This is a genomic window from Serratia sp. BIGb0234 (assembly GCF_024809915.1).
Classification (GTDB): Bacteria; Pseudomonadota; Gammaproteobacteria; order Enterobacterales; family Enterobacteriaceae; genus Serratia; species Serratia liquefaciens.
Genome location: NZ_JANUEI010000003.1, coordinates 599226 through 623959 on the forward strand (window position 1 = coordinate 599226; position 24734 = coordinate 623959).

The 24734-nt window shown below is 50.4% G+C and carries 20 protein-coding genes and 1 tRNA gene; 8 read left to right on the forward strand and 13 right to left on the reverse strand.

The window, feature by feature from the left end; all coding sequences use genetic code 11:
• Positions 1 to 9 precede the first annotated feature (9 nt).
• Together lysS and M2407_RS15605 are read left to right on the forward strand one after the other, a co-directional pair.
• Positions 10 to 1527, forward strand: a complete 1518-nt coding sequence (gene lysS, locus M2407_RS15600; protein WP_020828465.1) for a lysine--tRNA ligase — start codon at positions 10 to 12, stop codon at positions 1525 to 1527.
• 169 nt (positions 1528 to 1696) lie between these two features.
• Positions 1697 to 1770 (forward strand) — tRNA-Gly (locus M2407_RS15605).
• A gap of 25 nt (positions 1771 to 1795) precedes the next feature.
• Here M2407_RS15605 and M2407_RS15610 read toward each other — a convergent pair.
• From M2407_RS15610 to M2407_RS15630, 5 genes are all read right to left on the reverse strand, one after another.
• The gene (locus tag M2407_RS15610; protein ID WP_259218557.1) at positions 1796 to 2275 is read right to left on the reverse strand and encodes a hypothetical protein; all 480 of its coding nucleotides are present in this window, start codon (positions 2273 to 2275) and stop codon (positions 1796 to 1798) included.
• Between the two features lie 189 nt (positions 2276 to 2464).
• Positions 2465 to 3094 (reverse strand): LuxR C-terminal-related transcriptional regulator, encoded by a 630-nt coding sequence (locus tag M2407_RS15615; RefSeq protein WP_122080126.1) that lies wholly within the window; start codon positions 3092 to 3094, stop codon positions 2465 to 2467.
• Between the two features lie 497 nt (positions 3095 to 3591).
• On the reverse strand, positions 3592 to 4530 hold the full coding sequence (locus tag M2407_RS15620; RefSeq protein WP_259218558.1) for a 2-hydroxyacid dehydrogenase: 939 nt from the start codon (positions 4528 to 4530) through the stop codon (positions 3592 to 3594).
• A gap of 9 nt (positions 4531 to 4539) precedes the next feature.
• On the reverse strand, positions 4540 to 5853 hold the full coding sequence (locus M2407_RS15625) for an MFS transporter (RefSeq protein ID WP_201896037.1): 1314 nt from the start codon (positions 5851 to 5853) through the stop codon (positions 4540 to 4542).
• Between the two features lie 529 nt (positions 5854 to 6382).
• A complete protein-coding gene (locus tag M2407_RS15630; RefSeq protein WP_259218559.1) occupies positions 6383 to 10630 on the reverse strand; it encodes a transporter substrate-binding domain-containing protein in 4248 nt (1415 codons plus the stop codon).
• An 804-nt stretch (positions 10631 to 11434) separates the two neighbouring features.
• Here M2407_RS15630 and M2407_RS15635 point away from each other — a divergent pair.
• From M2407_RS15635 to M2407_RS15645, 3 genes are all read left to right on the forward strand, one after another.
• Complete coding sequence (locus tag M2407_RS15635) at positions 11435 to 12061, forward strand: response regulator (protein ID WP_128865154.1); 627 nt, start codon at positions 11435 to 11437, stop codon at positions 12059 to 12061.
• A gap of 45 nt (positions 12062 to 12106) precedes the next feature.
• On the forward strand, positions 12107 to 12466 hold the full coding sequence (locus M2407_RS15640; RefSeq protein WP_162302911.1) for an Hpt domain-containing protein: 360 nt from the start codon (positions 12107 to 12109) through the stop codon (positions 12464 to 12466).
• A gap of 204 nt (positions 12467 to 12670) precedes the next feature.
• A complete protein-coding gene (locus tag M2407_RS15645) occupies positions 12671 to 12976 on the forward strand; it encodes a type II toxin-antitoxin system RelB/DinJ family antitoxin (RefSeq protein WP_122080120.1) in 306 nt (101 codons plus the stop codon).
• Positions 12977 to 13085: 109 nt separating this feature from the next.
• On the opposite strand, the gene M2407_RS15650 is transcribed toward M2407_RS15645, so the two are convergent.
• The 5 genes from M2407_RS15650 to M2407_RS15670 form a co-directional block, all read right to left on the reverse strand.
• Complete coding sequence (locus M2407_RS15650; protein WP_255417479.1) at positions 13086 to 13214, reverse strand: hypothetical protein; 129 nt, start codon at positions 13212 to 13214, stop codon at positions 13086 to 13088.
• A gap of 961 nt (positions 13215 to 14175) precedes the next feature.
• Positions 14176 to 14481 (reverse strand): chaperone modulator CbpM, encoded by a 306-nt coding sequence (gene cbpM, locus M2407_RS15655; protein ID WP_020828439.1) that lies wholly within the window; start codon positions 14479 to 14481, stop codon positions 14176 to 14178.
• Entirely contained in the window at positions 14474 to 15406 is a 933-nt protein-coding gene (cbpA, locus tag M2407_RS15660; protein ID WP_020828438.1) for a curved DNA-binding protein, read from the reverse strand. Before cbpA ends, cbpM begins: the two co-directional genes overlap by 8 nt.
• A 154-nt stretch (positions 15407 to 15560) precedes the next feature.
• Positions 15561 to 16130, reverse strand: coding sequence for an HdeD family acid-resistance protein (locus M2407_RS15665; protein WP_128865153.1), 570 nt, complete (start codon positions 16128 to 16130; stop codon positions 15561 to 15563).
• A 116-nt stretch (positions 16131 to 16246) separates the two neighbouring features.
• Complete coding sequence (locus tag M2407_RS15670) at positions 16247 to 17143, reverse strand: LysR substrate-binding domain-containing protein (RefSeq protein WP_259218560.1); 897 nt, start codon at positions 17141 to 17143, stop codon at positions 16247 to 16249.
• A gap of 244 nt (positions 17144 to 17387) precedes the next feature.
• On the opposite strand from M2407_RS15670, the gene M2407_RS15675 reads away from it, so the two are divergent.
• The gene (locus M2407_RS15675; protein WP_217331836.1) at positions 17388 to 18065 is read left to right on the forward strand and encodes a hydrolase; all 678 of its coding nucleotides are present in this window, start codon (positions 17388 to 17390) and stop codon (positions 18063 to 18065) included.
• A 254-nt stretch (positions 18066 to 18319) separates the two neighbouring features.
• Positions 18320 to 20086, forward strand: coding sequence for an ABC transporter ATP-binding protein/permease (locus M2407_RS15680; RefSeq protein WP_259218562.1), 1767 nt, complete (start codon positions 18320 to 18322; stop codon positions 20084 to 20086).
• A 42-nt stretch (positions 20087 to 20128) separates the two neighbouring features.
• Here M2407_RS15680 and M2407_RS15685 read toward each other — a convergent pair whose 3' ends face one another.
• Entirely contained in the window at positions 20129 to 20518 is a 390-nt protein-coding gene (locus M2407_RS15685) for a tautomerase family protein (RefSeq protein WP_142814496.1), read from the reverse strand.
• A gap of 148 nt (positions 20519 to 20666) precedes the next feature.
• On the opposite strand from M2407_RS15685, the gene M2407_RS15690 reads away from it, so the two are divergent.
• Entirely contained in the window at positions 20667 to 21611 is a 945-nt protein-coding gene (locus tag M2407_RS15690; protein ID WP_142814497.1) for a LysR family transcriptional regulator, read from the forward strand.
• 36 nt (positions 21612 to 21647) lie between these two features.
• Here the strand turns inward: M2407_RS15690 and lldD are convergent, their stop codons facing one another.
• Together lldD and M2407_RS15700 are read right to left on the reverse strand one after the other, a co-directional pair.
• Entirely contained in the window at positions 21648 to 22790 is a 1143-nt protein-coding gene (gene lldD / locus M2407_RS15695) for an FMN-dependent L-lactate dehydrogenase LldD (protein ID WP_020828431.1), read from the reverse strand.
• Between the two features lie 33 nt (positions 22791 to 22823).
• Positions 22824 to 24407 (reverse strand): L-lactate permease, encoded by a 1584-nt coding sequence (locus tag M2407_RS15700; RefSeq protein WP_174574711.1) that lies wholly within the window; start codon positions 24405 to 24407, stop codon positions 22824 to 22826.
• Positions 24408 to 24734: the final 327 nt, after the last annotated feature.

Below are 24734 nucleotides of genomic sequence, written 5' to 3' on the forward strand. Positions count from 1 at the left end.
GGAACAGAAATGTCTGAGCAACAACCACAAGGCGCCGATCAGGCGTTGGATCTCAATAACGAGTTGCAGTCACGCCGTGAGAAACTGGCTGCGCTGCGCGAGAACGGCATTGCGTTCCCGAATGATTTTCGTCGTGACAACACGTCAGACAAGCTGCATGCAGCGTACGGCGAAAAAGACAACGAAGAGCTGGAAGCGCTGGGCGTAGAAGTCACAGTAGCCGGCCGCATGATGACACGCCGTATCATGGGTAAAGCGTCATTTGTCACGCTGCAGGACGTTGGCGGTCGTATCCAGCTGTACGTTGCGCGCGACGATCTGGCGGAAGGCGTTTACAACGAACAATTCAAGAAGTGGGACCTGGGCGATATCGTTGGCGCACGCGGCAAGCTGTTCAAGACCAAGACCGGCGAGCTGTCCATCCACTGCACCGAACTGCGTCTGCTGACCAAGGCCCTGCGCCCGCTGCCGGACAAGTTCCATGGTCTGGCGGATCAGGAAACCCGTTACCGTCAGCGTTATCTGGATCTGATCGCCAACGACGAATCGCGCAAGACCTTCCAGGTGCGCTCTCAGATCATGGCGGCAATGCGTAACTTCATGGTGGAACGCGGCTTCATGGAAGTCGAAACCCCTATGATGCAGGTGATCCCTGGCGGTGCTTCCGCACGTCCGTTTGTGACACACCACAATGCGCTGGACATCGATATGTATCTGCGTATCGCGCCAGAGCTGTACCTGAAGCGTCTGGTAGTCGGCGGTTTCGAGCGTGTGTTCGAGATCAACCGTAACTTCCGTAACGAAGGCGTTTCTCCGCGTCATAACCCAGAGTTCACCATGATGGAACTCTACATGGCTTACGCGGATTACAAAGATCTGATCGAACTGACCGAATCCCTGTTCCGTACCCTGACCCAGAAAGTGCTGGGTAACACTCAGGTACAGTACGGTGATGAAGTGTTCGACTTCGGTAAGCCGTTTGAAAAGCTGACCATGACCGAAGCGATCAAAAAATACCGTCCGGAAACCGATCTGGCCGATCTGGCTGACATGGGCAAAGCGGTGGCTATCGCCGAATCCATTGGCATCAAGGTTGAGAAGAGCTGGGGCCTGGGTCGCGTAGTGACCGAGATCTTCGAAGAAGTGGCGGAAAGCCATCTGATTCAACCGACCTTCATTACTGAATACCCGGCGGAAGTGTCCCCGCTGGCACGTCGTAATGATAACAACCCGGAAATCACCGACCGCTTCGAGTTCTTTATCGGCGGCCGTGAAATCGGTAACGGCTTCTCCGAGCTGAATGACGCAGAAGACCAGGCGCAGCGTTTCGCTGACCAGGCTAATGCAAAAGACGCCGGCGATGATGAAGCCATGTTCTACGACGAAGACTACGTCACTGCGCTGGAGCACGGTTTACCGCCAACTGCAGGCCTGGGTATCGGTATCGACCGTATGGTTATGCTGTTCACCAACAGTCACACTATCCGTGACGTGATCCTGTTCCCGGCCATGCGCCCGCAGAAATAACGTTTCACAGAGTAAATATCAACCGGTGCAGGTAACTGCGCCGGTTTTTTTTGCCCGTTGGGTAGGATAAGAAGCCCATGGCTGCTAACTGCTTAAAACATCAGCAGTTACATGCTATCTCCGCTTGCCCGGCAGGGATAACCGGTTATAATGACTGCCGCACACCGATGCGGGTGTAGTTCAATGGTAGAACGGCAGCTTCCCAAGCTGCATACGAGGGTTCGATTCCCTTCACCCGCTCCAAGCACACTTCTGCAGACATCTCCATTTACTCCAAATTCGAACCCGCTAGTTTTTTGCGTGACAGTATTCTTTTCCTGATAAATTTTTTCACTTCCTGCTGGATGATTTGAAAATTGAATTTGGCCAAAGTGTTTTCGGCCGGTAAGCCAGAATCACTTTTTTGCAAATCTGCCAGATTCATCCTTGGGGTTTTGCTCTCTTGCGTAAGTGATTTTATGCGTAGCTTAGACACCGATCTGACTCCGGTATCCCCCCGGCTGATTTTGACCTCGGCTTGCGGCGTCAGGGCTGAATTGTCGGTTAACTGCCCTTGATGCTTTCCGCTGGTCGGTTGATTTATATCCCCGATCTGATGGCTATTAGGCGACAGGTTATCATCTTGCGTAGAGTGCAAAATCGCAGGAATATTGGAAACGTTAATGATTCTCAAAAGTGATGGCAGTAGCGCCAGCAGCAATAGTAGCATGCTGAGTAAACCAAGCAGGGTTGCACGGTTTAGTCTCACTTTGCGGTTTCCTTCCGTTGTGCAGTCGCTGAGTTGTCGATTACCCGTAATTTATTGTTGACCGGACAATCGAAAACACCGATAAGGCATGCTGTAAATCGAATAGAGAAAATGTATTTATCCCCATATTTAGCCTGCCTTTGGAGAAATAGATGCTTGAAAGTAATGATGGATCTCCCTGTGAGAAGGTTACATCAGAATATGTTTCCCAACGTCCTTCAAACCACCACACAACAACCAAAAATGCAGTTCAGCATTACGTTTGAAATTCAGTTTTCGCATCGCGTTACGTTTATGTTGGCTGATGGTCTTTTCACTGAGATTCAATTTTCGTGAAATCGAAATGTTGGGTAGGCCCAAGGAAAGATAATGAATGACTTCGTACTCTCTGGTAGAGAACTTGGCGAGTCTGGAGGCGTTATTAAAACTGCAGCGATTTCTTTTATTTTGAATTATTTTAGAGAAAATAACACGTTCAATAGCTTCAAATAGAGCCTCTACACTTTTGTTACGCGAGATATAAGTGAATTTCATCCGGCTGGCGCTGTTGGCTACCGGCGTTGAACCTCGTTCCTCCTCAATCAAGAAAACCAATGGACAACAAGCCTTCGCTTGCGAATACAGATAATGAGGCAAGGTGCTTTCGCTTGGATTCGCTGCCAGAAAGATGATGTCGGCGGTCCTGTATTCGAAGGTATTTTCGGTAAATCGCACATTCACATTTTTTGAGTGGAAGTAGATCTCCAGTGCTTGCTGGAGGCCATCTATAAAAAATCGATTTTTGTCTGATAATAATACGGTTATTGATTCTTTGAGCATAAGTGGTTCCTTCCCTCTAAATCGTATTTAGACGCCATATTCACGTTGAACTATAATCGCGTAAGGCGATTGAAGGCGGATATGGGTGATAAGCCTGATCCATGCTTTTGTTGGATGATTATATCGTTAATTATGATAATTATGGATATGGTTTTGCGTTAATGGAATAAAACAGAGTTTTCGACTTAATATGCCATGTTTATTGGTAATCGCGCTCGAAAATCAACTTGTTGTATTACAAGGATGGTTTTTTATTGTGTTAATTGAAAATTACAATGTTGTGTGTTTTTTTATATTTTGTATGTGCTAACTCAGGTAATTATTATTTGTTATGGTAATATTTAAGTGTTTTAAGTAAAACTATGTAACCTTGTACTATCAGTGGCATACCTGAATTGAGTGCGGGTTGTACAATCCGGAAGGGTTTTAATGCTGAGTGACCAGGGAACAATTCCTTTCGCATATTAGAATTGAACCCGTGTTGCCTCCCGTCGAAATTAAGGCTTATCTGTTGGAGTCAGCAAAGACTTGCCGGAAAAGTAGGCGCTAATATTTTCGTAAACCAGTTCCGACATTGCTTTGCGGGTACTCTGCGTGGCGCTGCCCATATGGGGAGTGATCACCACGTTATCGCGTTGCAACAGCGCGCCTGGGACTCGCGGCTCATCGCAAAACACGTCCAGCCCCGCACCGGCAATCAACTTATGCTCAATGGCATGCACCAAAGCCGCTTCATCCACCACCGAGCCTCGAGCGATATTGATTAAAATACCTGTGGGGCCCAGAGCCTGTAATACTTCGGCATTGACCAGGGCGCGGCTGCTTTCTCCGCCAGGGGCGCACACCACCAGGAAATCACAGTTCGCTGCCAGTGCTTGCGGCGTTGCACAGTACTCACCCTCAAAGCCCGCGTGCCGAGTACGGCTGTGATAACACACTGACATATTAAACGCCGAAGCGCGCCGGGCGATAGCCCGGCCAATACGACCCAGACCGAGAATGCCGAGCCGGCTGCCGCTGACCTTGCGTGTCCAGCGGAAGCTCTGGTCGACCCAGTCACCGCGTTCGATAAAGCGCTGTGCGCCGACAATCTGGCGGGCGCAGGCCAGTATCAGCCCAAATGCCAAATCGGCAACGTCGTCGGTGAGCACGCCCGGCGTATTGCTGATCTGAATGTTACGTTTGTGGGCCGCGTGGGCATCCACTCGCTCATACCCTACGCCAAAAACGGCAATCAGCTGCAGGTTGGGAAAGCATGCCATGGCAGCGTCGCTCAAAGATGTTTCACCGTTGATTAATAAAACGCGAACCTGAGGTAACAGTTCAACCTGTTGCTCCGGGGTAAGTTGGGCGTAATTGACTAAGGTGAAATGCTGTTGCAGGCGCTGAGTCAATTGCATGGGCACTGGTGCCATCTGCAAAATAACGTTTGTCATACTTGCTCCTTAATGTTCTGGCATGTCCTGATGTACCGGCAGTTTGGCGATGTGCTTCCGGCGCCCAACTTGCAAACCGATAATTCCCCCTAATACCAACGCAATAGCTACCATAATTAAGGCGGCATCATAGCTGTTGGTCATATCTTTAATTCGGCCAATAACCGGTGGTAACGCCAGCCCAACGATATTGGCCACGGCATTGATCAACGCAATGGAGGCCGCTGCCGCTACGCCGGACACCGTTTCCGTTGTTACTGCCCAGAAGATAGGGATGATCGCCCAGTTCAGCGCAATGGTGAACACCAGCAGAACATAGGCTAACGCCAGGTTGGTGCTGAATATGGCCATTAGTAGCAGCAGTCCGGAAAAGATTAGCGGTAGCCCCAGGGGCAATGCGCGGGCGCGGTGGGTGTCGGAATAGTGACCATTAAAATACATAAACAGGCAGGCGAACAAAAAGGGGACGGCGGAAAGTAGGGTAATGATGAAATTGCTTTGCTCGCTGACCACGCCTTTGATAATCAATGGCAGAAACAGGCCAATGCCGATGGTACCGAAGGCTTGCAATAACCACATTAGGCTCAGCAGCCATACTTTGCGGTTTTTGAACGCGGCCTGCCAATGGTGCTCTTGCTGGATAGGTGTCTGCCTGGCTTCTTGCGTGAGTATGCCTGTCAACCAGGCGCGCTGCTGGGGTTTCAGCCATTTGGCGTCTTCCGGTTTGTTATCCAGGTAGAAGTAAACCGCGATGCCCAACAACACTGCCGGGGCACCTTCCAGCAGGAATAACCAGCGCCAACCGGCGATACTCAGCACATCATTCATCTGTAAAATAGCGCCGGAGATTGGTAAACCAATGAGCGAAGCCAGCGCTGCGCCGATATAAAACATCGACATGGCGCGGGCACGATCGCTACGAGGATACCAGCAGGAAAGGTAATAGATGATCCCGGGCGTAAAACCGGCCTCCGCCACCCCAAGCAGAAAGCGCATAATGTAGAGTTGCAGAGGCGTTTGCACCAGGCTCATTCCCATGGCAATGATGCCCCAGGTGACCATTATGCGGGCGATCCAGATTTTCGCCCCTACGTGAGTAAGAATAATATTGCTGGGAATTTCAAAGAGAATGTAGGAGACGAAGAATATGCCGGCCGCAATGCCATACATTTCTGCAGTTAATGCCAAGTCGGCATTCATTTGTAATGCGGCCACGGAAATATTTGCACGATCTATATATGCAATTAAATACAGCAGCATGATGAATGGAATTAGTCTTAAATTTATTTTCTTTACAGTTGAGTGATGTAGGTTATTATCCATTTTACCTGGCCTGTATAAAAATTAATGAGGGCGATTTTTTGAATTAATTTTGTGGTTTCTTTGTAACTGTGTTTTTTTTGGCTTATTTTCTATGATCTGATTTATCACAGTTGCATCACTGGTGCTATGATTATTTTCTTAAACAAGATTGTCGAGCTTTTAAGTTATTCTTGTTGTTTGTTTTTTTATTTAACTGGTTGAGTTTATCTTGTTGATTGCTGAAGTGATCTGGTAGGTGTTTTAATAAGTGAGTTATTTAATAATTGGTTGGGTGGAATATAACGTTTAGTGTTATTTTAAATATTAATTAATCTACACTGCAAATGATCGTGTTATCATTGTTGCTTGGTTATCAATATATCTGTCAATTAAATATCTCAATCAATCAATCAATCAATCAATCAATCAATCAATCAATCAATCAATCAATCAATCAATCAATCAATCAATCAATCAATCAATCAATCAATCAATTAAGTATTGATGGAGACTTCCTCCCAAAATAGCATCGGCAAGCTATTTTTTGCAGTTATAGCATGTGCAACTGCAGGATCAACTGCGCAATAGCCTGTTTAAAATCCTGCAGATCGCCGGTGAGATTGATTTTTCCCTGATTTAACCGTGTCTCCAATCTTGTCGCCTGCGTGGCCATGATATGGCAATTAAGCGCCCCCAGATCCAATGCCAAATGGCGTACGATCAGAGCTTGCTGCGTGGAAGATCGGCTGGCGGCCAACTGATGCAGCCCATGTTCCAGATTGCCCAGCATCATACTTATGACCACTTTGGCTTTTTCTTCTGAACCATAACGCTTATTCAAGGAGGCCATGTCGACATTAAACAAATGATTTGGGTTGGTTGCGCCAAGGGCTGTTGCGGTCACCATTATTGGCGTGATAAATCGAGTGAGAATTTCCTTCAGTCCTTTAATATCAATGGGTTTTGTCAGGTAAGCGTCCATGCCGGCGGCAATGCACTGATCTTCTTGTTCTTCCAGTACGCCTGCCGTAAGTGCGACAATTTTCAGTCTTGCACTCTTCGTCGCCGCCTCTTTTTGGCGGACCAGGCGGCTTAATTCCAGACCGTCTATATAGGGCATATGGCAGTCGACAATCGCCAGGCCATAACGGTTAGTTTCTATCGCCTGCAAAGCCTGTCGGCCATCCTCGACGAGGTCGAAGCAATAACCCAGCATTTGCAACTGGTGTTTGATCAGTTCTCGGCTGATAGGGTGGTCTTCGGCGACCAATATCAGGCTTCCGTTCGCCAGGGCATGTTCGCGGTTCTGGATGATATCTGGCACATTTTCTACCGTTGGCTTGTTGGCGTTGACGGCCTGTTTTTTTTGCTCGACGAGCAGAGTGGCGCAGATTTTTTTAACCTTCTCCCACGATAATGGCGTGACGTCGAGGATATGCGGATCGATCGAATTGTCCGGCTGTGATTTTTCAGTCAAAACGATCATGTTGTCCCTGGTGGTGGAAGGCATCGCAAGCGTTGTCAGCGTGGTTTCCTCTATAAACAGTAAATCGCAGCCGGTCATGATAAGCGACGGCGTCTGTGGACCTGACAGGCAGGTGACGGTAACGCCTAATGCCAATAGCATTTCCCGCAGGTTCTGGCTGATAACGACGTCATCACACCAAAGGGTCGCTCGGGTACCTGACAGTTCCGGCAGCGCCGCTGACGGTGTATAGACGTCGAAATGAACATCGAAACTGAGGGTGCTCCCTTCGCCCGGCTCACTGTGCATAGTGAGCGTCCCGTTCATCTGTTGTGCCAGGCCTTTGGAGATAGCCAACCCCAAGCCGGTTCCGCCAAAACGGCGGGTGGTGGAAGCCTCTGCCTGCTGAAAAGGCTGGAACAGTTGTTGCTGCATATCCGCAGGGATACCGATCCCGGTATCAATAACACTGAAACGCAAAAACTGCCGACCCTTCTGCTCGCCGAGCAGAACCAACCGCAGCGTAATGTCACCCGCATGGGTAAATTTCAGTGAGTTACTGAGAAAATTCATTAAAATTTGGCGTAGCCTGACTGGGTCGAACAACAGTTTTTGGGCAACCCTGCTATCCAGATACAGATGCAGTGACAGACTCTTTTTCAACGCTTGCAGGTTCAGGGTTTGCATCATTTCTGACAGGAATACCCGGATATCCATCGCCAGGTTTTCCAGCGAGACCTGGCCCGCTTCCAGCTTAGAGAAATCAAGAATATCGTCAATCACCTGGGTCAAATGCTGCGCAGAGCTTTGTACCGTAACCAGCATTCTGTTTTGTTCATCGTCCAGTCGGGTTCTTTCCAGTAGCTCCAGCCAGCCAAGAATGCCGTGTACCGGGGTGCGTATCTCATGGCTCATGGTCGCCAGGAAAGTCGCTTTTGCTCGGGCAGCGGCCTCCGCCTTGGTTTTTGCCTCGAGCAGCATGCGTTCCTGGCGGCGGGATTGAGTAATATCTTCAAAGTAGCCGCCCCATAACACATCCCCGTTTTTCTCACGTTTGCCCTTGCCTGAATTGACACGGATCCAGCATTGATTGTTTTTGACCTGCATGCGGAATTCGTTCTGGAAGGGGGCGAGCGTACCTTGCATGCGAACCAAATTCTCTTGCAGCATGGATCGATCTTCGGCATTTACCCGCTGCTGGAAGCTTTCATGGTCTGCCATCATGGTTTCGGCAGATAAGCCAAAGGTGGCCTCTGCAGCACCCGCTACGTAGGTAAAATGTATATCGCCATTGACCGAAAGGCAGACTTGAAACACGGTAACCGGCAGCGATTCGGTCACGTCGGTCAGCAGGGCTTCGGATATCAAAGCTCGTTCTTCAGAACGGCGGATATCCGTGACGTCGACCAAAACGGTAACGCTGCCGCCAGGCCCCCCGTCAACGCTGAAGAAGGGTTTTAGCCAGAACAACCCCTCTCGCATTTCTCCTTTGGCATTGGCATAGCGCAGTGGACGGTGGATGCCTTCCTCGGCTGACAAAGCCGCGCGGTTTTCCGGTTCGCGCTCCAGCGATACGATGGCATCGATGTAGCCGCATTCTTCTGGCGTTTTGCCCAACATATGCGCGGACGCATGACCGGTCAGTTTCTCAAAGGCGCTGTTGACCGCGATATAACGATCGCGGTGGTCCTTGCCCAATACAGGGAAAGGGATGGTTTCCAACAGAGCATGCTGGAAACTGAGCTGGTCGGCTAAGGTTATCTGGGCGCGGATCCTGCGGCTGGTCTCCTTGCGCAAACGCCAATAGGCGATGATAAGCAGTGCCATGATGAAGCCGACGGCCAATATGGCGGGCAGAATTTTCCTGATGATAACCATAAGATCGAGGTCTTCATGGAAGGTGATCGGGAACCAGGCGCTGCGGATCTGCTCTTTGCGATCGGTGCTGATATTTGCCAGAGCCTGGTTGATCAGCGGGATGACATAAGCGTACTTTTTGGTGACCGCTACTGCCAGTTCGGCATAGTAACCGGTCGGAGCCGCGACCTTTAATATATTGGGATATTGCTCGGTAATAATGCGATCGGTGACCACCAAATTGCCGATGTAAGCATCTACCTGGCGGTCGGCTAACAGCTGCAAACCTTGTTCGGCTGTATCGGTATGAATCAGCGTCAGCTCCGGGTTTTTACGCAGTAGCGTTGGGATGGGCTCTGCGTCCTCGGATATTGCTACCCGCGCCTTGCCAAGGCTCTCGATACCTTCGATATTGCTGGTTTCTTTACGCGTAGCGATCATCAGTGGAAAGCGCGCGTAAGGTTGGCTGAACGCTAAAAACTGCATGCGCTCTGCGGTTGGCGGCAAACCGGGGACCAGATCGATCTCACCCTCTTTGATCATTTTCATCAATTCATTCAGCGAACGAACCCTGACACGTTCAGATTTAAGCTGCAGCTGGCGGCGTATCAGATCGAAATAGTCCTCGACCAGGCCGCTGGGTTCGCCATGCTGATTGCGGAAAGAGAACGGCGGATAGGATTCCAGGTTGCTGACTTGCAGATGTGGCAGTTGGTTCAGCAAGGTAATCTGGTCGGGAGAAAGATTGATACGTACAGTTTTTGGCAACCGGGCAGGGAAAGGAGCGACCCATTTTTCAAATAACGCCTGTTGTTCACGCCAGCCAATATCGGTAATGGCCACATCGAATGCGTTGGCCAGTAGCGAGTTTTCCCGTGGAAAGGCGAATCTTAACGTTTGCAGCGGTAAATAGGCATTGCCCACGGTTCTGAAAGCTTCGCTTTTGTTAAGGGCAATATGGTAGCGGATAGTGTAGCGATTGCCGATGAATGCATCGGTTTCGCCCTGCTCGACGCTGAGCAGAGCCGCGGTCTGGTTGGCGAATTCATGCAGCCTGATGGCAGGATAAACGTCCGGGATCAGCTCAGCTTCGGGTGAGCCGGTGACTACGGCGACCGATGCCTTGGCGAGGTCTGAATGATCCAGAATGTGCCGATTGTCGCGGGCGCTGACAATAATCAGATCGTTCTCGCCGTAAGGCTGGCTATAGCGCAGATATTTGGCGCCTGAGAACGTAGGGGACATGTTCATCACCACATCGATTTCACCGTGCCTCAGTGCCTGCATCATATCGAGACGATTTTGATACTCTTTAACCTTTAGCGTTAATTTCAATCGACTGGTGACTTCGTTGAGTACGTCAGGGGCAAAACCGGTTAATTGGTTTTTAACCCTATCTTCCAGTGGAGGTAATCCGCCTTCATAGGTGCCGACCCTCAGTTCCGGGTGGGACCTGATCCACTCTTTTTCTTCCATAGTCAATTCTGCGGCGTGAAGTGCCGGCATGATCAGTGTAAACAGGGTTAATGCGAACCAGAATATAAGGCCGACTAAATTATTTTTAAGCGTTATAAAGAACATATCGGCTTATACCTTGTTTAAAAACGACGCATTGATTATCAATGGCTTTATGTAGAATGCATGGATTTTAATTTCCAGGCTAACGAGGTGTAAATTAGCACTAATTGATAATCATAAAGTCTGGAAATAGTTAAACGGCAGAGGCCGTTGAACCTTAATAAAGTGCAGTTTCTATAGGGATATTGTCAAATGGAGGTGTAGACATTATGGGTGTAAGGCATTGAGATAGGATATAGATAGATTATAGTGGAGCTTTCCTTTAACCCATCGGAACATACTTTCAATTTTTGTAAGGTAATCCTGATTTTTTTGTAATCATTGACGTTATTTTGTGTAATATTTCCCTTACACAAGCTTTGTGTCTGGAGTCCAGGTTTTCTCCAACGGTCTGGGCGCGAAATTCTCAATAATGATATGATCTGTTAAACAACAAAATAATGAACGGAGCCGGCAGGCAACATCCGCATAACATTAATAAAAACAAAGGGTAAGTGAATTATCTCTATGGTGGTGACCGAGAGGGTATAGTATGATTCATTGTTACTGCTAATGGTTTTTTGGGGCTTAATATAAAATAATCTTAGCCATTCATGCCATGTTGAATCGCGTATCGTTGAGCCAGGTTTCAATTGTCCACTGTCATCTTAGTGGGCTTTCCAGGGCAGCAGTAAATTGACGAAAATAATGAGGTAGTGACCGATGAAGAGTGTTTTGGTTGTTGACGACCATCCTGTCACACGTTTTGCCATTAAAGTTTTGTTGGAAAAAGAAGGCCTCAGGGTAATTAGTGAAACGGGTGATGGTTTTGAGGCGCTATCATTAATTGAAAAACACAAGCCGGATCTGGTTATCGTTGATATCGACATTCACTCTATCAGCGGCATTGAACTGGTTCAGCGTTTGCGCAAACGCCAGTTCAGTGGGGCTATTCTGGTGCTTTCGGGGAAAGATGAACCTTACTATATTAAAAACTGTGTGGGCGCTGGGGCGGATGGTTTTATCAGCAAGGCGAATAACCTATGCGATCTGCATAGTGCTGTGGCGGCAATTAGCGCCGGCTATGGCTATTTCCCTTTAAAACAAGCAAGGCAACAGATTTTGCAGCCCGGTGAAGATAAACAAAAGAATGCAATTGCTTCGCTTTCGGCAAAGGAGTTACAGGTATTACGTTATTTGGCAAAAGGCATGCGATTGGTCGATATTGGTTTGCAGATGAACATAAGTGATAAAACGGTAGGGACCTATAAAAGAAGAGTCATGGCCAAGCTGGACCTAAATAGTATGATGGAAACTTATGAGTTTTGCATAAAAAATAATTTGGACTAATGATTTGAGCGAAAAATGCACAAAGCCAACGCGGGGGAAAGTGTAATGGATGATGACAAGTTGTCGTTATCTGCACATGTGGATATCAACCGGCTTTTTCAGGTTGCTGGCAACGACATTTCTTTTATTAAAACGTTACTTTATAAAGCTAATGAAGAAAATATAAAGGAAATTTCCCTGGCCCAAACCTTGGCAAAGCAGGGTGATCGGGTTGGGGTTGCCAAAACGGTCCATCGATTAAAAGGCTCTGCGCAAACCATTTGTGCGAAAGAGATCGCAGCAGCCTGCCTGGCATTCGAGAATCGACGGTTGGAGGATATGCACCCTGATAAAATCTATAGTGGTTTGAAAATAATAGAGTTAATGATATTTTCTCTGAATGATTGTTTAATCCATCTGCGTTAGTTTAAGCACGGTGATGAGGTAATAATAGAGCATTTAAATGCTCACTCCCGGTTATGTCATCTTTACCTTACGAGAGTTACGGGCATTACTCTCACAATAACCGTCAATAGCGTTACGGTGCCGAGCTGAATTCTCATTTTTATCCACTATCTCCAGCGCAATAATGCCCTGACAGGATGAGAAAAATGTCACCAGGAGGGTTTTATGACACGCGATAGCATTGTTCAGGCGCGAATTGACACCAACTTAAAGCAACGCGCAGAAGCGGTCTTCAAAGAGATGGGCATGACCGTTTCTGAAGGTATTCGAATGTTCCTTAATCGTATAGTCAAGGAAGGGGCGATGCCGGAAGAATTGCTCAATGGCAGTAGCACTAACCGGGAACAACTTTGCTACCAGGCTTATAATGATATTCTGTCCCAGCTGGAATATCCTGAAATTCAGCGTAACTATTCTCAATATAAATCAGAAAAGCTAGGGGATATGCTGAATGTCGAGAAGCACCGTTAAGTTAATCATTTCTCTATAATTAAATAGAATATTTTCTCACTCGCTCAGCGGTTTCGACCGCTGAGACATATCGCCGACTTTATACAGGAAACCTTCTTGCTGGCTACTTTTAGGAAACGGCAATCAAAACACCCAGAATGGCGAACAGCACAAACCAAAACCACTTAGAGGTTTTTTCAGGCTTCCATTCTTCGCCATACTCAACCCGATAATCCTGCTTACGCTGCTTGTCACCCATTTCATTCCCTGAACATCAAGATCCATAAATATCCGGCTTGCATTTTAAGATAAATCTTAACGACGTTGAATTTAAACTGTATTTTTAGGTAAAAATCCTAACGATAAGTGTGGGGGGAGTCGTAAAAGAACCGTTACGCAGAGCGGTAAATGAGATTGTTGCTGCGGTTTTTCTGAGGGGTATTGCGATGAGGGATTTACTGATTAATACGCTCAGGGTTGCCATAAATGATAAAAGCCCTGACCGTTGCAGCCAGGGCTTTTAAGGTACTATTGACTTCTGATTTAACATTAATGAGCTTACTATTATTTACTGCTAAAGTTCTACACTAAATGTACAGGTTAATCACAGATAATATTGGGTTAACTCAAACCTCCCCTATATTTACCAGTTAACAATTACCGCCTACCAAAATAATCAAAGGTATGGCATCTCAACTCGTACATCTCCCCTCGCGATATCTATTCTTTGATGCATAGCCTCACTTCTATTGCGATCTGTTTTCACTGTCTTACTCATTGATCGCAAACAAAAAACAGTTCTAACATGGCCTTACATCATCGCGTTTTGGTACACACCCTGCGATTGTCGGTACTTACAACGTGGCCTTAAAGCTTCATCGAGCAAGACTGTAACTTTTCTCAGCATCGATGACCCATACTAAAAAACTTCGTGGCCTTTATCGCAAAATAACTTAATAACAACTTACTAAACACTTTTACTATTAACAGCTGCTATCATTACGCTGCTGTTGATTACCAATCTACGGATTTATAAAAGAGTGTCAATACTGTTTTTAATGACATGTCTTTATTAACAGTACTTATTAAAAAACATGAACGCTTATTTTAAGTAGTTAAAGCCTATTTTTATCGCCCTCCAGTCGCTCAGTGGATTTATTGCAACGAAATTGTTTTTCTGAGCGAAGGTGGGCGCGATGCAATGGGCTGTTTTCGCCCTGTCAGGGCCTGGTAACGAATCGCGCCAGCCGTTGGTGCAACTGGCTGTTCTCTTTACGTAACTGCTCAATCTCTTCGAGCAACGTCAGGGTGACGGCAATACCTGGCCAGTCCAGCGCAAGTTCATGGTGCAATTGCTGAGCTCGATGAAAAGTGATCAAGGCGCGATCGTCAAAGATCCACTCTTCCGTTGCCGGGTTGCGCGGCTCTATCACCCCCAGCCCGACAATCTCCGTTAGCTCTTCTTCTGTCACACCGGTATGCAGACAAAACTCGGTAATGGTGAAGGTTACTTTTAGGTTAGCCATTTTGCTTACTCCACTCTTTGCGCGGATCAAAGCTCGTCTGAGTTTCCGCCAGCTGTTGCCACAGTGCAGCACTCTTTTCGTCCGGCTTCGGCGGCATCACAACCTTGATCACGGCATACAAATCGCCGGTTTCTTTTTTACTGACCAAGCCTTTCCCTTTAACGCGCAGACGTTGTCCGGTTTGGCTACCGGCAGGGATGGTCAACAAAATACTGTCTTTGAGAGTAGGGACTGGCACCTTGGCACCGAGCGCAGCTTCCCAAGGGGCAATCGGCAACACAATTTCCAGGTCGTGGCCTACGACGTCGAACATGGGGTGTGGCGCAATGCGGATGATAAGGTAGAGATCGCCATTCGCACCGCCGTCTATCCCCGGGCCGCCCTGGCCCTTCAGGCGAATGCGTTCGCCGTCGCCTACGCCGGCAGGGATCTTCACATTAAGGGTTTTGGGGATTTCCTGCTCCACCATGCCAAAGGCGTTATAGACCGGCAGGCTATAGCGGATGGTGCGGGCTTGCTCAGCCAGCGTTTCTTCCAGGAAGACGGCCACTTCCATTTCAATATCTTGCCCGCGCATGGCTCGGCTTTGGCGCTGACGCTGGCCGCGCGCATGTTCGCCGAACATGGAGGAAAAGATGTCGGAAAAGTCTTCGGCATTATTTGCATTCGCATGAGCATGCTGGGTTTGGCGGCCGAAGTTAGGGTCATTACGATGTTGACGCAGTTGATCATATTCAGCACGGCGCTCGTCGTCTTTCAGCACCTCGTAGGCTTCGGCCACTTCTTTAAACTGTGCCTCGGCATTTTTTTCTGTGCTGACATCAGGATGATACTTTCGCGCCAACCGACGATAGGCGGTTTTTATCGCCTTGATGTCATCTGATGGTTTGACCCCTAAAATGGTATAATAGTCCTTGAATTCCATAGCGTTATCATCTCATTTCAATCTTTCGTCAGGGGGAGTAGTTGAACCTGCTTTGCGTGAAACCTTACTAATATTAGGGCACTTGGCCGCCGATGTATCGGGGTAATTGTCGGCTGTGCGGTAGAAAAGCGGAGCCGAGTGGCCCCGCCTGAAATCACGAGCGCTTCAGTTGGCGAGCAACCTGGAACAGGCCAAAAGAGCTGAACAGCATTTCGATGCCGACAATGGTGGTGACCAGTACGACGGAAGTCATAGGATCGGCGCTGAACAGCATCCAGGCAATGATCAGATCCAAAATACCAATCACGTACTGCAGCCAACTGCCGCTGACATCACGTAATTTGTAGCCAGCAATCAGTCGTACGATGCCGCCCAGAGCGAAGAGTACGGCAAGATAGATCGCCATGGCGAAAATGCCTACCGCCGGGGTGGTGATAAACACGTAGCCGATAATAAGGTAAGCGACCCCTAGCAGAATACCGCCGATCATCGGCCAGGTATTTTGTACTCGGTTAGCTATCATACCGAAAATCAGACCGAATCCGCTCAACAGCAAGAAAATGCCCATGACCATACTCAGCGCGGCGCCAGAGGCGAAGGGGCTGAAAAGGCAAAAAATACCGCCTAACAGCAGCAATATAGAGATGATTAACAGCGGGGTACGTTGTTTCTTTAAACTTTGTTCATCGATAATCAGCGAATGGCGTGGACCCATATTTAACATGACGTATCTCCTTAAACTGTTTGGATATCCTATCTCGTATTGTCTTTTTAATTATAATACCTGTCGTCAAGTGCGGGAGGATAATTGTGCGTAATCGTTGTTTTTAATCGAATAAGTCAGCCATCCTGTGCGAAATCTTCGACAACGAAGTCGATCAATGCCCTGACGGCGGGCAGCAGGCCCTGGCGCGAAGGATAAATAGCGACAATTTTGCGCGGCTCCAGCTGCCAGTCATTCAGCACGGTTGTCAGGGTGCCATCGTGAATTTCCTGACTTGCCAGCTTTAGCGGCAAACAACCCGTAGCCCTGCCGCAAAGGATCGCCTCTTTGAGTAGTCTGATGTCGTCACACACCAGGCAGGACTCATTGCTTATCTTGACTTCCCGGCCTTCTTTGTTGAACGTCCATGCGGATTGAAAATGGGAAGATAGCCAGCCAACGGTAGGGAGTTGATGCAGATCTGACGGTTTTTGCACCTGGTTGGGGTGGATCCTGCCGGCAGGATTCAGCATAAAAGAAGAGGAAATGGAGGCAATTTTCCGCATAATCAGATTGCTGTTTTTGGATTCTTTGCCCATCAGTTGAAATGAGATGTCGTACCCCTCTGCAATAATATCCACGTCACGATTGAATATTTTTACCTGAAGTACCACCTCAGGGTAAGCCTGCATAAATTTCGCCAGGGTTTTTGACAGACCGAGATCCATAAGAATCGTGGGGCAGGTAATCCTGATTTTACCGGTGGGTTGGTCACTTTTGTTATTGATCAGGCTTTCTGCTTTTTCTGCCGCAGCGATCATTTGCACGCAATATTGATAATATTCCTTACCGATTTCCGTGATCATTATATTTCGGGTTGAGCGTTGTATCAGTCTGACATTAAGGCGTTGTTCAAGTGCGGATATTTTTCTGGACAGTGTGGACTTGGGGATACCAAATTTCTTACTTGCAGCAAGAAAGCCTCCGCATTCAATAACCTTGGCAAACATAAACATTTCATTGAAATCTATCATAAAGACCATTTTCCCATTGATGAAACACTCATTTCCAATAATTGGCCTGTTTGCCGATTTGATTCATTGCTAGGTTAAATATGAGGCTTCCATTCATAAGTGCATGCTATATCGATGAAAAGCCTTGGACAATCGGAACTGTCATATTCCAGTCGCCTAAATTTAATGACTCGCTTTAGCCTGCTGAGTTCAGGAAAAGCAGCTCTTTGACCGCAAACGTTTCAGGATGAACAAGTGAGGATCTATGAGTGCCCCAGCAAACTTTAATAACCAGCGCCCGGTAATCAACCCGGCCGATGCCGTAATGCTGCTGATCGACCACCAAAGCGGCTTATTTCAAACCATCGGCGATATGCCGATGCCCGACCTGCGCCGCCATGCGACCGCTCTGGCGAAAATTGCCACGCTGGCCAACATGCCGGTGATTACCACGGCTTCGGTGCCACAGGGGCCAAATGGGCCACTGATCCCGGAAATCCATGCGAACGCACCGCATGCGCAATACGTGGCACGCACCGGCCAGATTAATGCCTGGGATAATGCCGACTTCGTGCAGGCGGTGAAGGCCACCGGGAAAAAACAGCTGATTATTGCTGGCACCATTACCAGCGTCTGTATGGCTTTCCCGGCTATTAGCGCAATTGCCGACGGTTATCAGGTGTTCGTCGTGGTCGATGCGTCCGGTACCTACTCAAAAATGGCTCAGGAAATTACCCTGGCGCGGGTGGTTCAGGCCGGCGCTGTCCCTATGGATACCGGGGCTGTGGCGTCAGAGATTCAACAAACCTGGAATCGTGAGGATGCGGCACATTGGGCCGAGATCTACACCTTGATCTTCCCGTCATATCAATTGCTTATCGAGAGCTATAACAAGGCGCAAGACGTCATCACGCATCACGAAACCTTAGACTCGGAGAAATAAACCGCTGTGCGCCTCCATGGTCAGCCTAATGCCATGGGGGCCATTGCGTCGATACTTCGGGCTGGGCATTAGGCTCGCGCATGTATGCAGCAGGGATGTAAACATCATGTCATTCCTCACCACCGAGGTGTGCCATTCAGGTGATCAGGGTTCAAAAGAGCCGCATCGGAGAATTGCCGAAGGTTTTTCGTGGCATACGTGCCAGAATATACAAAACCATGCCGCACTGCTGACCGAGACAATAGATACCTGATATGGACCGTTCCCGCTTATTGAAGTTTCTGCTGCCCTACCTGTGGCCCAAAGAGAACCCCCGGCTGCGTTATTACCTGGTGATTGCCTTTGTTTTTATGGTGGTCTCCAAGGTCAGTATCACGCTGGTGCCGCTGGCTTATAAAGCCATGGTCGATGCCTTGAGCGGTGAAACCGCCAAAATGCTGGCCATTCCCATCGGCTTGATCCTGGCTTATGGCGTGGCGCGTGTTGGGGGGGCGTTATTTGAAGAATTACGCAACGTGATGTTCGTGCACGTTAGCCAGAATGCGACCCGGCTACTGGGGCTACGCGTCTTCAGACAACTGCACGCGTTGAGCCTGCGTTTTCACCTGGAGCGGCAGACCGGCGGGCTGTCGCTGTCGATCGAACGCGGCACTCAGGCGGTGGCGACGGTGCTTTCGCGGCTGCTGTTCTCCATTTTCCCCATTCTGTTCGAAATCACCTTGGTTTCGGTGATCATGTGGCATCTGTTAAACGGCTGGTTTGCGCTGGCGATTGTGGTGACGGTTGGCTGCTATATTCTGTTCACCGTGATGGCCGTCAGTTGGCGAACTCGCTTCAGACGTGAGCTCAACCGAGCCAACGCTGATACCAACAGCAAATCACTCGACAGCCTGCTGAATTACGAGACGGTTAAATACTTCGGTAACGAGGACTTTGAGGCCGATCGGTTCAACATGTCACGTCGCCTGTATGAATACGCCGCCATCAAAAACCAGTTCAGTTTTACCGCCATCAACCTCGGACAAACCGCCATTATTTCCATCGGACTGATCGTGATGATGGCGATGGCGGCGCAGGGCATTGTGCAGGGGCGGATGACGGTCGGCGACTTTGTATTGGTGAATGCCTATCTGCTGCAGCTTTATCAACCGCTGAATTTCTTCGGGTTCATTTATGCTGAAGTCAGACAGGCGCTGATCGACATGGAGAACATGTTCGATCTGCTGCAGGAAGAGCAGGAAATTGTCGACAGGCCGGATGCGACGGCGCTGCAATTGCGCGCAGGGGAGGTGCGTTTTGACTCGGTCAGCTTTGGCTATGATGAGCGTCGGCCGATCCTGAAAAACGTCAGTTTCACCATCCCGGCCGGCAACACGGTGGCGATCGTCGGTGCTTCGGGGGCCGGCAAATCCACGCTATCCCGATTGTTGTTTCGTTTTTATGACGTCAGCGGCGGCGCTGTCTTGATTGACGGCCAGGATATCCGCAGCCTGAAGCAGGCTAGCCTACGTGCGGCAATCGGCATCGTGCCGCAGGACACCGTGTTGTTCAACGATACGTTGGGCTACAACATTGGTTACGGTAAAACCGGTTCGAGTCAGGAAGAGATCGAGCGCGCGGCTAGGTTGGCGCATATTCACGAGTTTATCGTCAGCCTGCCTGACGGGTATGAAACTCGGGTGGGCGAACGCGGGCTCAAGCTGTCGGGTGGGGAAAAGCAGCGGGTGGCGATTGCGCGCACCATCCTGAAAAATCCGGCGATCCTGGTGTTCGACGAGGCGACCAGTGCGCTGGATACCCAGACCGAACGCGAAATCCAGGCGCATCTGCGTGAAGTGAGCCGCGACCATACCACGTTGGTGATTGCGCACCGGCTGTCGACGGTGGTGGATGCCGACGAAATCATCGTGCTGGAGGCCGGTGAGATTGTTGAGCGTGGGCGGCATGACGCCTTGCTGGCTGCCAACGGCCGCTATGCTGCAATGTGGCAAAACCAATATAGCGAAGAACAGCAGCCCTGAAAGTGCGTCCCCCAGTCGATGCTCAGTCTGGGGGACGGCGCGCTAAAGATCACCGGTCAGGTATTGTGCCACGCCGTTGCCGAAGCTCCAGTCTCCCTTGCTGTTGGTGGTGATGGACACCATCAAATCACTGCCTTCAATCCCACAACTTTCTTTCAGCTCACGGCTAAGCTCGGCATAAAACTGCTGTTTTTGTTCTTCGGGGCGCGGGCTGGTAATCACTCGAACCACCACCAGATTGCGGGTGCGCGTCAGGTTAAGGCCGGTATCTTCAATCACCATATGCTTAGCCTTGTTTTCATGAACAATCTGGTAGCGGTCCTGCACGGGAACCTCAAAGGCGCTGAGGACGGCTCGGTGGGCGGCGTCGAGCAGCGTTTGCAGTTGGGCGTCGCTGCGACCTTCGATGACGTCAAAGATGAGTAATGGCATTTTAATAATCCTGTCAGTGGGTTAATAGTTATTGATGCGCGCAGGGCAGCGTTTTGACATCGCCTTTGAGGATCCATCTTAGCCAAACGCTGGCGCGGGAAGAAGCGCTATACTTGAACTCATTGTTTATATAAATGAACAGTCGACGATGAAAAATCCAAAAATAGAAACCCTGTGGACCCATTTGCACTGGCTTACCGTATTGGCTGAGCAGGGGAGTTTTACCCGTGCGGCAGAGCGGCTGGACGTCAGCAAAGCGGCCATGAGCCAAAAAATCAAAGAGATTGAAATGCTGGCAGGGGTGCCGTTGGTGCAGCGCACCACTCGCAGCGTCAGGCTGACCGATGCCGGGCTGAGGCTGGTCGAGGAACTGCGCCAGCCTTTCGCACAAATCAAACAGAGCTTTTCCGGCATTTGCGATTCTGCCGGGCCGCTGCGCGGTTCGGTGCGGGTCACGGCGCCGGTGGCGTTTGCCCGCCAGCAACTGGTGCCGCGTATTACCGGTTTTCTACGCGAAAATCCTGAGGTGCGGGTGCAGCTTGAGGTTTCGGATCGGCTGGTGTCGTTGGCCACCGAGGGTTTTGATTTGGCGATCCGCCACAGCGACAGCTTGCCCGACACCCACGTCGCCTGGCGGTTGTGCTCAACCGAAACGGTGGCCGTGGCGTCGGCGGACTACCTGAAACGGCACGGTATGCCGACGTCACCGACGGAGCTGCAACGGCACCAGTGCCTTTACTATCCCCGCGGTACCGAAGCGCCGGAGTGGAGCTTCGCCGCGAAACAGGGGCTGCCGGGCCAAGCTGAAAAGACCCGCGTGCCGGTCAGCGGTCCTTTTGCCACCAACAACAGTGAATCGATACGTGATGCGGCGGCAGAAGGGCTGGGTATTGCCTTGCTGCCGGACTTCAGTGCGCAGCAGGCATTGGCGGACGGCCGGTTGATTGAGGTACTGCCGGCCTGGCGCCCTATAGGTGCTTTTGCCGACAGTCTTTATGTAGTGCGCCCCTATGCGCCGCAGGTATCGCGAGCAGTGACGGAGTTCAGCCGTTATTTGCGCAACGCCTTTGCCGAAGGGTTTTTCATCCGCTGAGTGCCTGGCGGCTTCAGGATCCGCCAGGAGAGGGGGCTAGCCGCGTCCGTGGACCAGAGAGCCGGCGCCAATCTCAGCAATGGTTTTTGCTCCGGTGAGCGTCATGGCGACGCGCATCTCTTTATCCAACAGCTCCAGCAGGTTAGCGACACCGGCCTGCCCGGCGGCGGCCAGTGCGTAAACGAAGGCGCGCCCCAGCAGTACGCTGTCGGCTCCCAGAGCGATCATTCGCACCACGTCCAACCCGCTGCGGATGCCGGAGTCGGCCAGCAGCGTAATGTCGCCTTTTACCGCATCGGCGATCGCCGGCATGGCGCGTGCGGTTGAGAGTACACCGTCCAACTGACGGCCGCCGTGGTTGGATACGATGATGCCGTCGGCGCCGAATCGCACTGCATCTTTGGCGTCTTCGGGATCCAGAATCCCTTTAATGATCATCGGCCCCTCCCAGAATTCACGGATCCACTCCAGATCTTTCCATGAGATGGAAGGATCGAAGTTGGCCCCCAGCCAGCCGATATAGTCTTCGAGACTGGTCGGTTTACCGCGATAGGCTGACACATTGCCCAGATCGTGAGGTTTGCCGAGCAGGCCAACGTCCCAGGCCCACTGCGGGTGAGTAACGGCCTGCAGCACGCGGCGCAGGGAAGCGTTAGGGCCGCTCATACCGGAATGGGCGTCGCGATAGCGCGCGCCGGGGACCGGCATATCAACGGTGAACACCAGCGTTTTCACCCCGGCCGCTTTGGCACGTTCGAGCGCATTGCGCATAAAGCCACGGTCCTTCAGCACGTACAGTTGGAACCACATGGGCCGATCGATGGCCGGCGCGACTTCCTCTATCGGACATACCGAAACCGTAGACAGCGTAAAGGGAATGCCTTTCTGCGCAGCAGCCCGGGCCGCTTGTACCTCGCCACGACGGGCATACATGCCGGTTAACCCGACCGGGCCCAGTATTACCGGCATCGCCAACTTTTCGCCGAACAGGTGGGTTTCCAGACTGAGGTCCGACATATTGCGCAGCACACGCTGTCGCAGGGCGATATCGGCCAGATCTTCGGTATTACGCTTGAGCGTATGCTCCGCGTAGGCCCCGCCGTCAATATAGTGGAACAGAAAGGGCGGAAGCTTGGCTTGCGCGGCGGCCCGATAGTCGGTTGAGGCGGAGATGATCATGTTTTTTACCTTCTTTCGATAACGTACTTTGGATCAGAGAGCCAGGATCTGGGCCATGACGGCAGCGATCCCTCCGTACGCCAGCATCGGCAGCACGGTCTTTCTGATGATTTTTCCTTCGGCGTTGCCGATCCCGAGGATCGAACAGACGGCGATAATATTGTTCAGGCACACCATATTGCCCATGGCGCCCCCGACGGATTGCAGCGCCAGCGTCAGATTGACGTTGAGTCCGCTGCTCAGGGCGATCGACTGTTGAATGCCGCCGAACGTCAGGTTGGAAACGGTATTAGAGCCAGAGAAGAACGACCCCAGCGCACCCAGGAAAGAAGAGAACAGCAGCCAGCTTTCCCCCGTCAGTGCCGCAAGCGCTTTGCCAATGAGGATCACCGGCGCGTCGTTTTCTCCCTGCATCATCAGGTTGACCATCACCAGGGCCCCCAACAGGGCGATAAAGGGCTTGGCTATCCGTTGACCGGTTTCGCTAAACATCTGTTTGACCTGGTGACGGTTCAGCCGAAACAGCGGAATACACAGCACCACCACCAGCAGAAAAGGGATCAGCGCGGGCACGTACAGCGTTTTGTAGCTGGCAGCGGCCTGCGTGCCGAGCACCTGTTGCAGCTCGATAATCAGGGCGTCGCTGACGCGCAGCTCACCCAACCAGCCGAGGCTCCCTTGCCACAGCGGTGCCGAACTGTTGAGCAGCGCTTTGATGCCCAATTGGTGGATGCGGGTCACTATCAGGATAGCAATCAGCAGCAGGGTCGGCGTCATGGCTTTGAGCACCTGGATAAAGGGCACCGGCTGGCCGCGTTCCTGGTTTTTATCAACCCGTACCAGGCCGATGCCGGCGCGGGCCAGCAACACCGACACCGCCAGGCCAATGGCGCCGCCGACCAGCGCCGGAAATTCATAATTCACCTGCGCCAGCAGCAGATAGGGAAGGGTACAGCTCAGGACGCTAAGCAAAATAAAAGGCAGATTGCGGCGAATGTCCCGCCAGGAAACGATAAAACGCAACGCCAGCAGCGGGATCGCAAACCCGGCGACAAAGTGGATCAGCGCGGTCTGGCGGCCAATCTCCAGCAGGCTGGCGTCCGACAGGCCCAGATTGGCAAAGCCAAACCAGGTAGGGGTGCCCACGGCGCCGAAGGAAACGGGCACCGAGTTCATCACCAGCGTCAGCAGGGCAACCCGCAGTGGGTTAAAACCTAACCCCACCAGAATCGGGGCCGCGATAGCCGCCGGCGTGCCGAAGCCGCTGGCACCTTCTATCATGAACGCGAATGCCCAACCGATGATCATCAACTGGGCCACGGGATTGGGGCTGATATTCTCCAACCAGCGGCGTACCACGTTTTCCGCCCCGCTGATCTGCATCAGTTTGTTCAGCAAAATCGCACCGGCGATGATGGTGATAGGGGTCAAAACCGCCACCAATGCAGTGACGATATTGGCATGCAACAGCAGGGGGGCGCTGTCGAACCACAGTAGCTGCACGGTATACACGACGGCAGCCGTCAGCGGCAGAGCGAGGTAAGAGGGAACGCCATTCCTTTTGGTCATCATCCAAATCAGCAGGACGATGGGCGCAACGCTGAAAAAAAGGGACATAAGATCCTCTTCGGTTATTATTTTTATTTTCACGGAGATGTAGCTAAATAGTTAATTGCCGCAACATTTTTATTCTAATCACAACATTGGTGGCGGTGCTATACGGCAATTTTTTAACATCGAAGTGCTTAGGCGTGATGATTACGAAATGAGACTATTGGTATATGAAAGGTGAGGTTGTATTTATCTAAAAATCAATGAGTTGAATTTTCACTTAAGATGTGGGTGGGGCTGGTTCACATTAATTAGGCGTTAATTGACCATAGATTATCCCCAAAAATGACGTAATCCCCCGTCGGCATCTTACTGCTGGTGGGAATAATATTG

Coding starts and splice junctions, on each gene's coding strand:
- lysS (WP_020828465.1), top strand. CDS start 10: ATGTCTGAGCAACAACCACAAGGCGCCGATCAGGCGTTGGATCTCAAT.
- M2407_RS15615 (WP_122080126.1), bottom strand. CDS start 3,094: ATGCTCAAAGAATCAATAACCGTATTATTATCAGACAAAAATCGATTT.
- M2407_RS15620 (WP_259218558.1), bottom strand. CDS start 4,530: ATGACAAACGTTATTTTGCAGATGGCACCAGTGCCCATGCAATTGACT.
- M2407_RS15625 (WP_201896037.1), bottom strand. CDS start 5,853: ATGGATAATAACCTACATCACTCAACTGTAAAGAAAATAAATTTAAGA.
- M2407_RS15630 (WP_259218559.1), bottom strand. CDS start 10,630: ATGGAAGAAAAAGAGTGGATCAGGTCCCACCCGGAACTGAGGGTCGGC.
- M2407_RS15635 (WP_128865154.1), top strand. CDS start 11,435: ATGAAGAGTGTTTTGGTTGTTGACGACCATCCTGTCACACGTTTTGCC.
- M2407_RS15640 (WP_162302911.1), top strand. CDS start 12,107: ATGGATGATGACAAGTTGTCGTTATCTGCACATGTGGATATCAACCGG.
- M2407_RS15645 (WP_122080120.1), top strand. CDS start 12,671: ATGACACGCGATAGCATTGTTCAGGCGCGAATTGACACCAACTTAAAG.
- M2407_RS15650 (WP_255417479.1), bottom strand. CDS start 13,214: ATGGGTGACAAGCAGCGTAAGCAGGATTATCGGGTTGAGTATGGCGAA.
- cbpM (WP_020828439.1), bottom strand. CDS start 14,481: ATGGCTAACCTAAAAGTAACCTTCACCATTACCGAGTTTTGTCTGCAT.
- cbpA (WP_020828438.1), bottom strand. CDS start 15,406: ATGGAATTCAAGGACTATTATACCATTTTAGGGGTCAAACCATCAGAT.
- M2407_RS15665 (WP_128865153.1), bottom strand. CDS start 16,130: ATGTTAAATATGGGTCCACGCCATTCGCTGATTATCGATGAACAAAGT.
- M2407_RS15670 (WP_259218560.1), bottom strand. CDS start 17,143: ATGATAGATTTCAATGAAATGTTTATGTTTGCCAAGGTTATTGAATGC.
- M2407_RS15675 (WP_217331836.1), top strand. CDS start 17,388: ATGAGTGCCCCAGCAAACTTTAATAACCAGCGCCCGGTAATCAACCCG.
- M2407_RS15680 (WP_259218562.1), top strand. CDS start 18,320: ATGGACCGTTCCCGCTTATTGAAGTTTCTGCTGCCCTACCTGTGGCCC.
- M2407_RS15685 (WP_142814496.1), bottom strand. CDS start 20,518: ATGCCATTACTCATCTTTGACGTCATCGAAGGTCGCAGCGACGCCCAA.
- M2407_RS15690 (WP_142814497.1), top strand. CDS start 20,667: ATGAAAAATCCAAAAATAGAAACCCTGTGGACCCATTTGCACTGGCTT.
- lldD (WP_020828431.1), bottom strand. CDS start 22,790: ATGATCATCTCCGCCTCAACCGACTATCGGGCCGCCGCGCAAGCCAAG.
- M2407_RS15700 (WP_174574711.1), bottom strand. CDS start 24,407: ATGTCCCTTTTTTTCAGCGTTGCGCCCATCGTCCTGCTGATTTGGATG.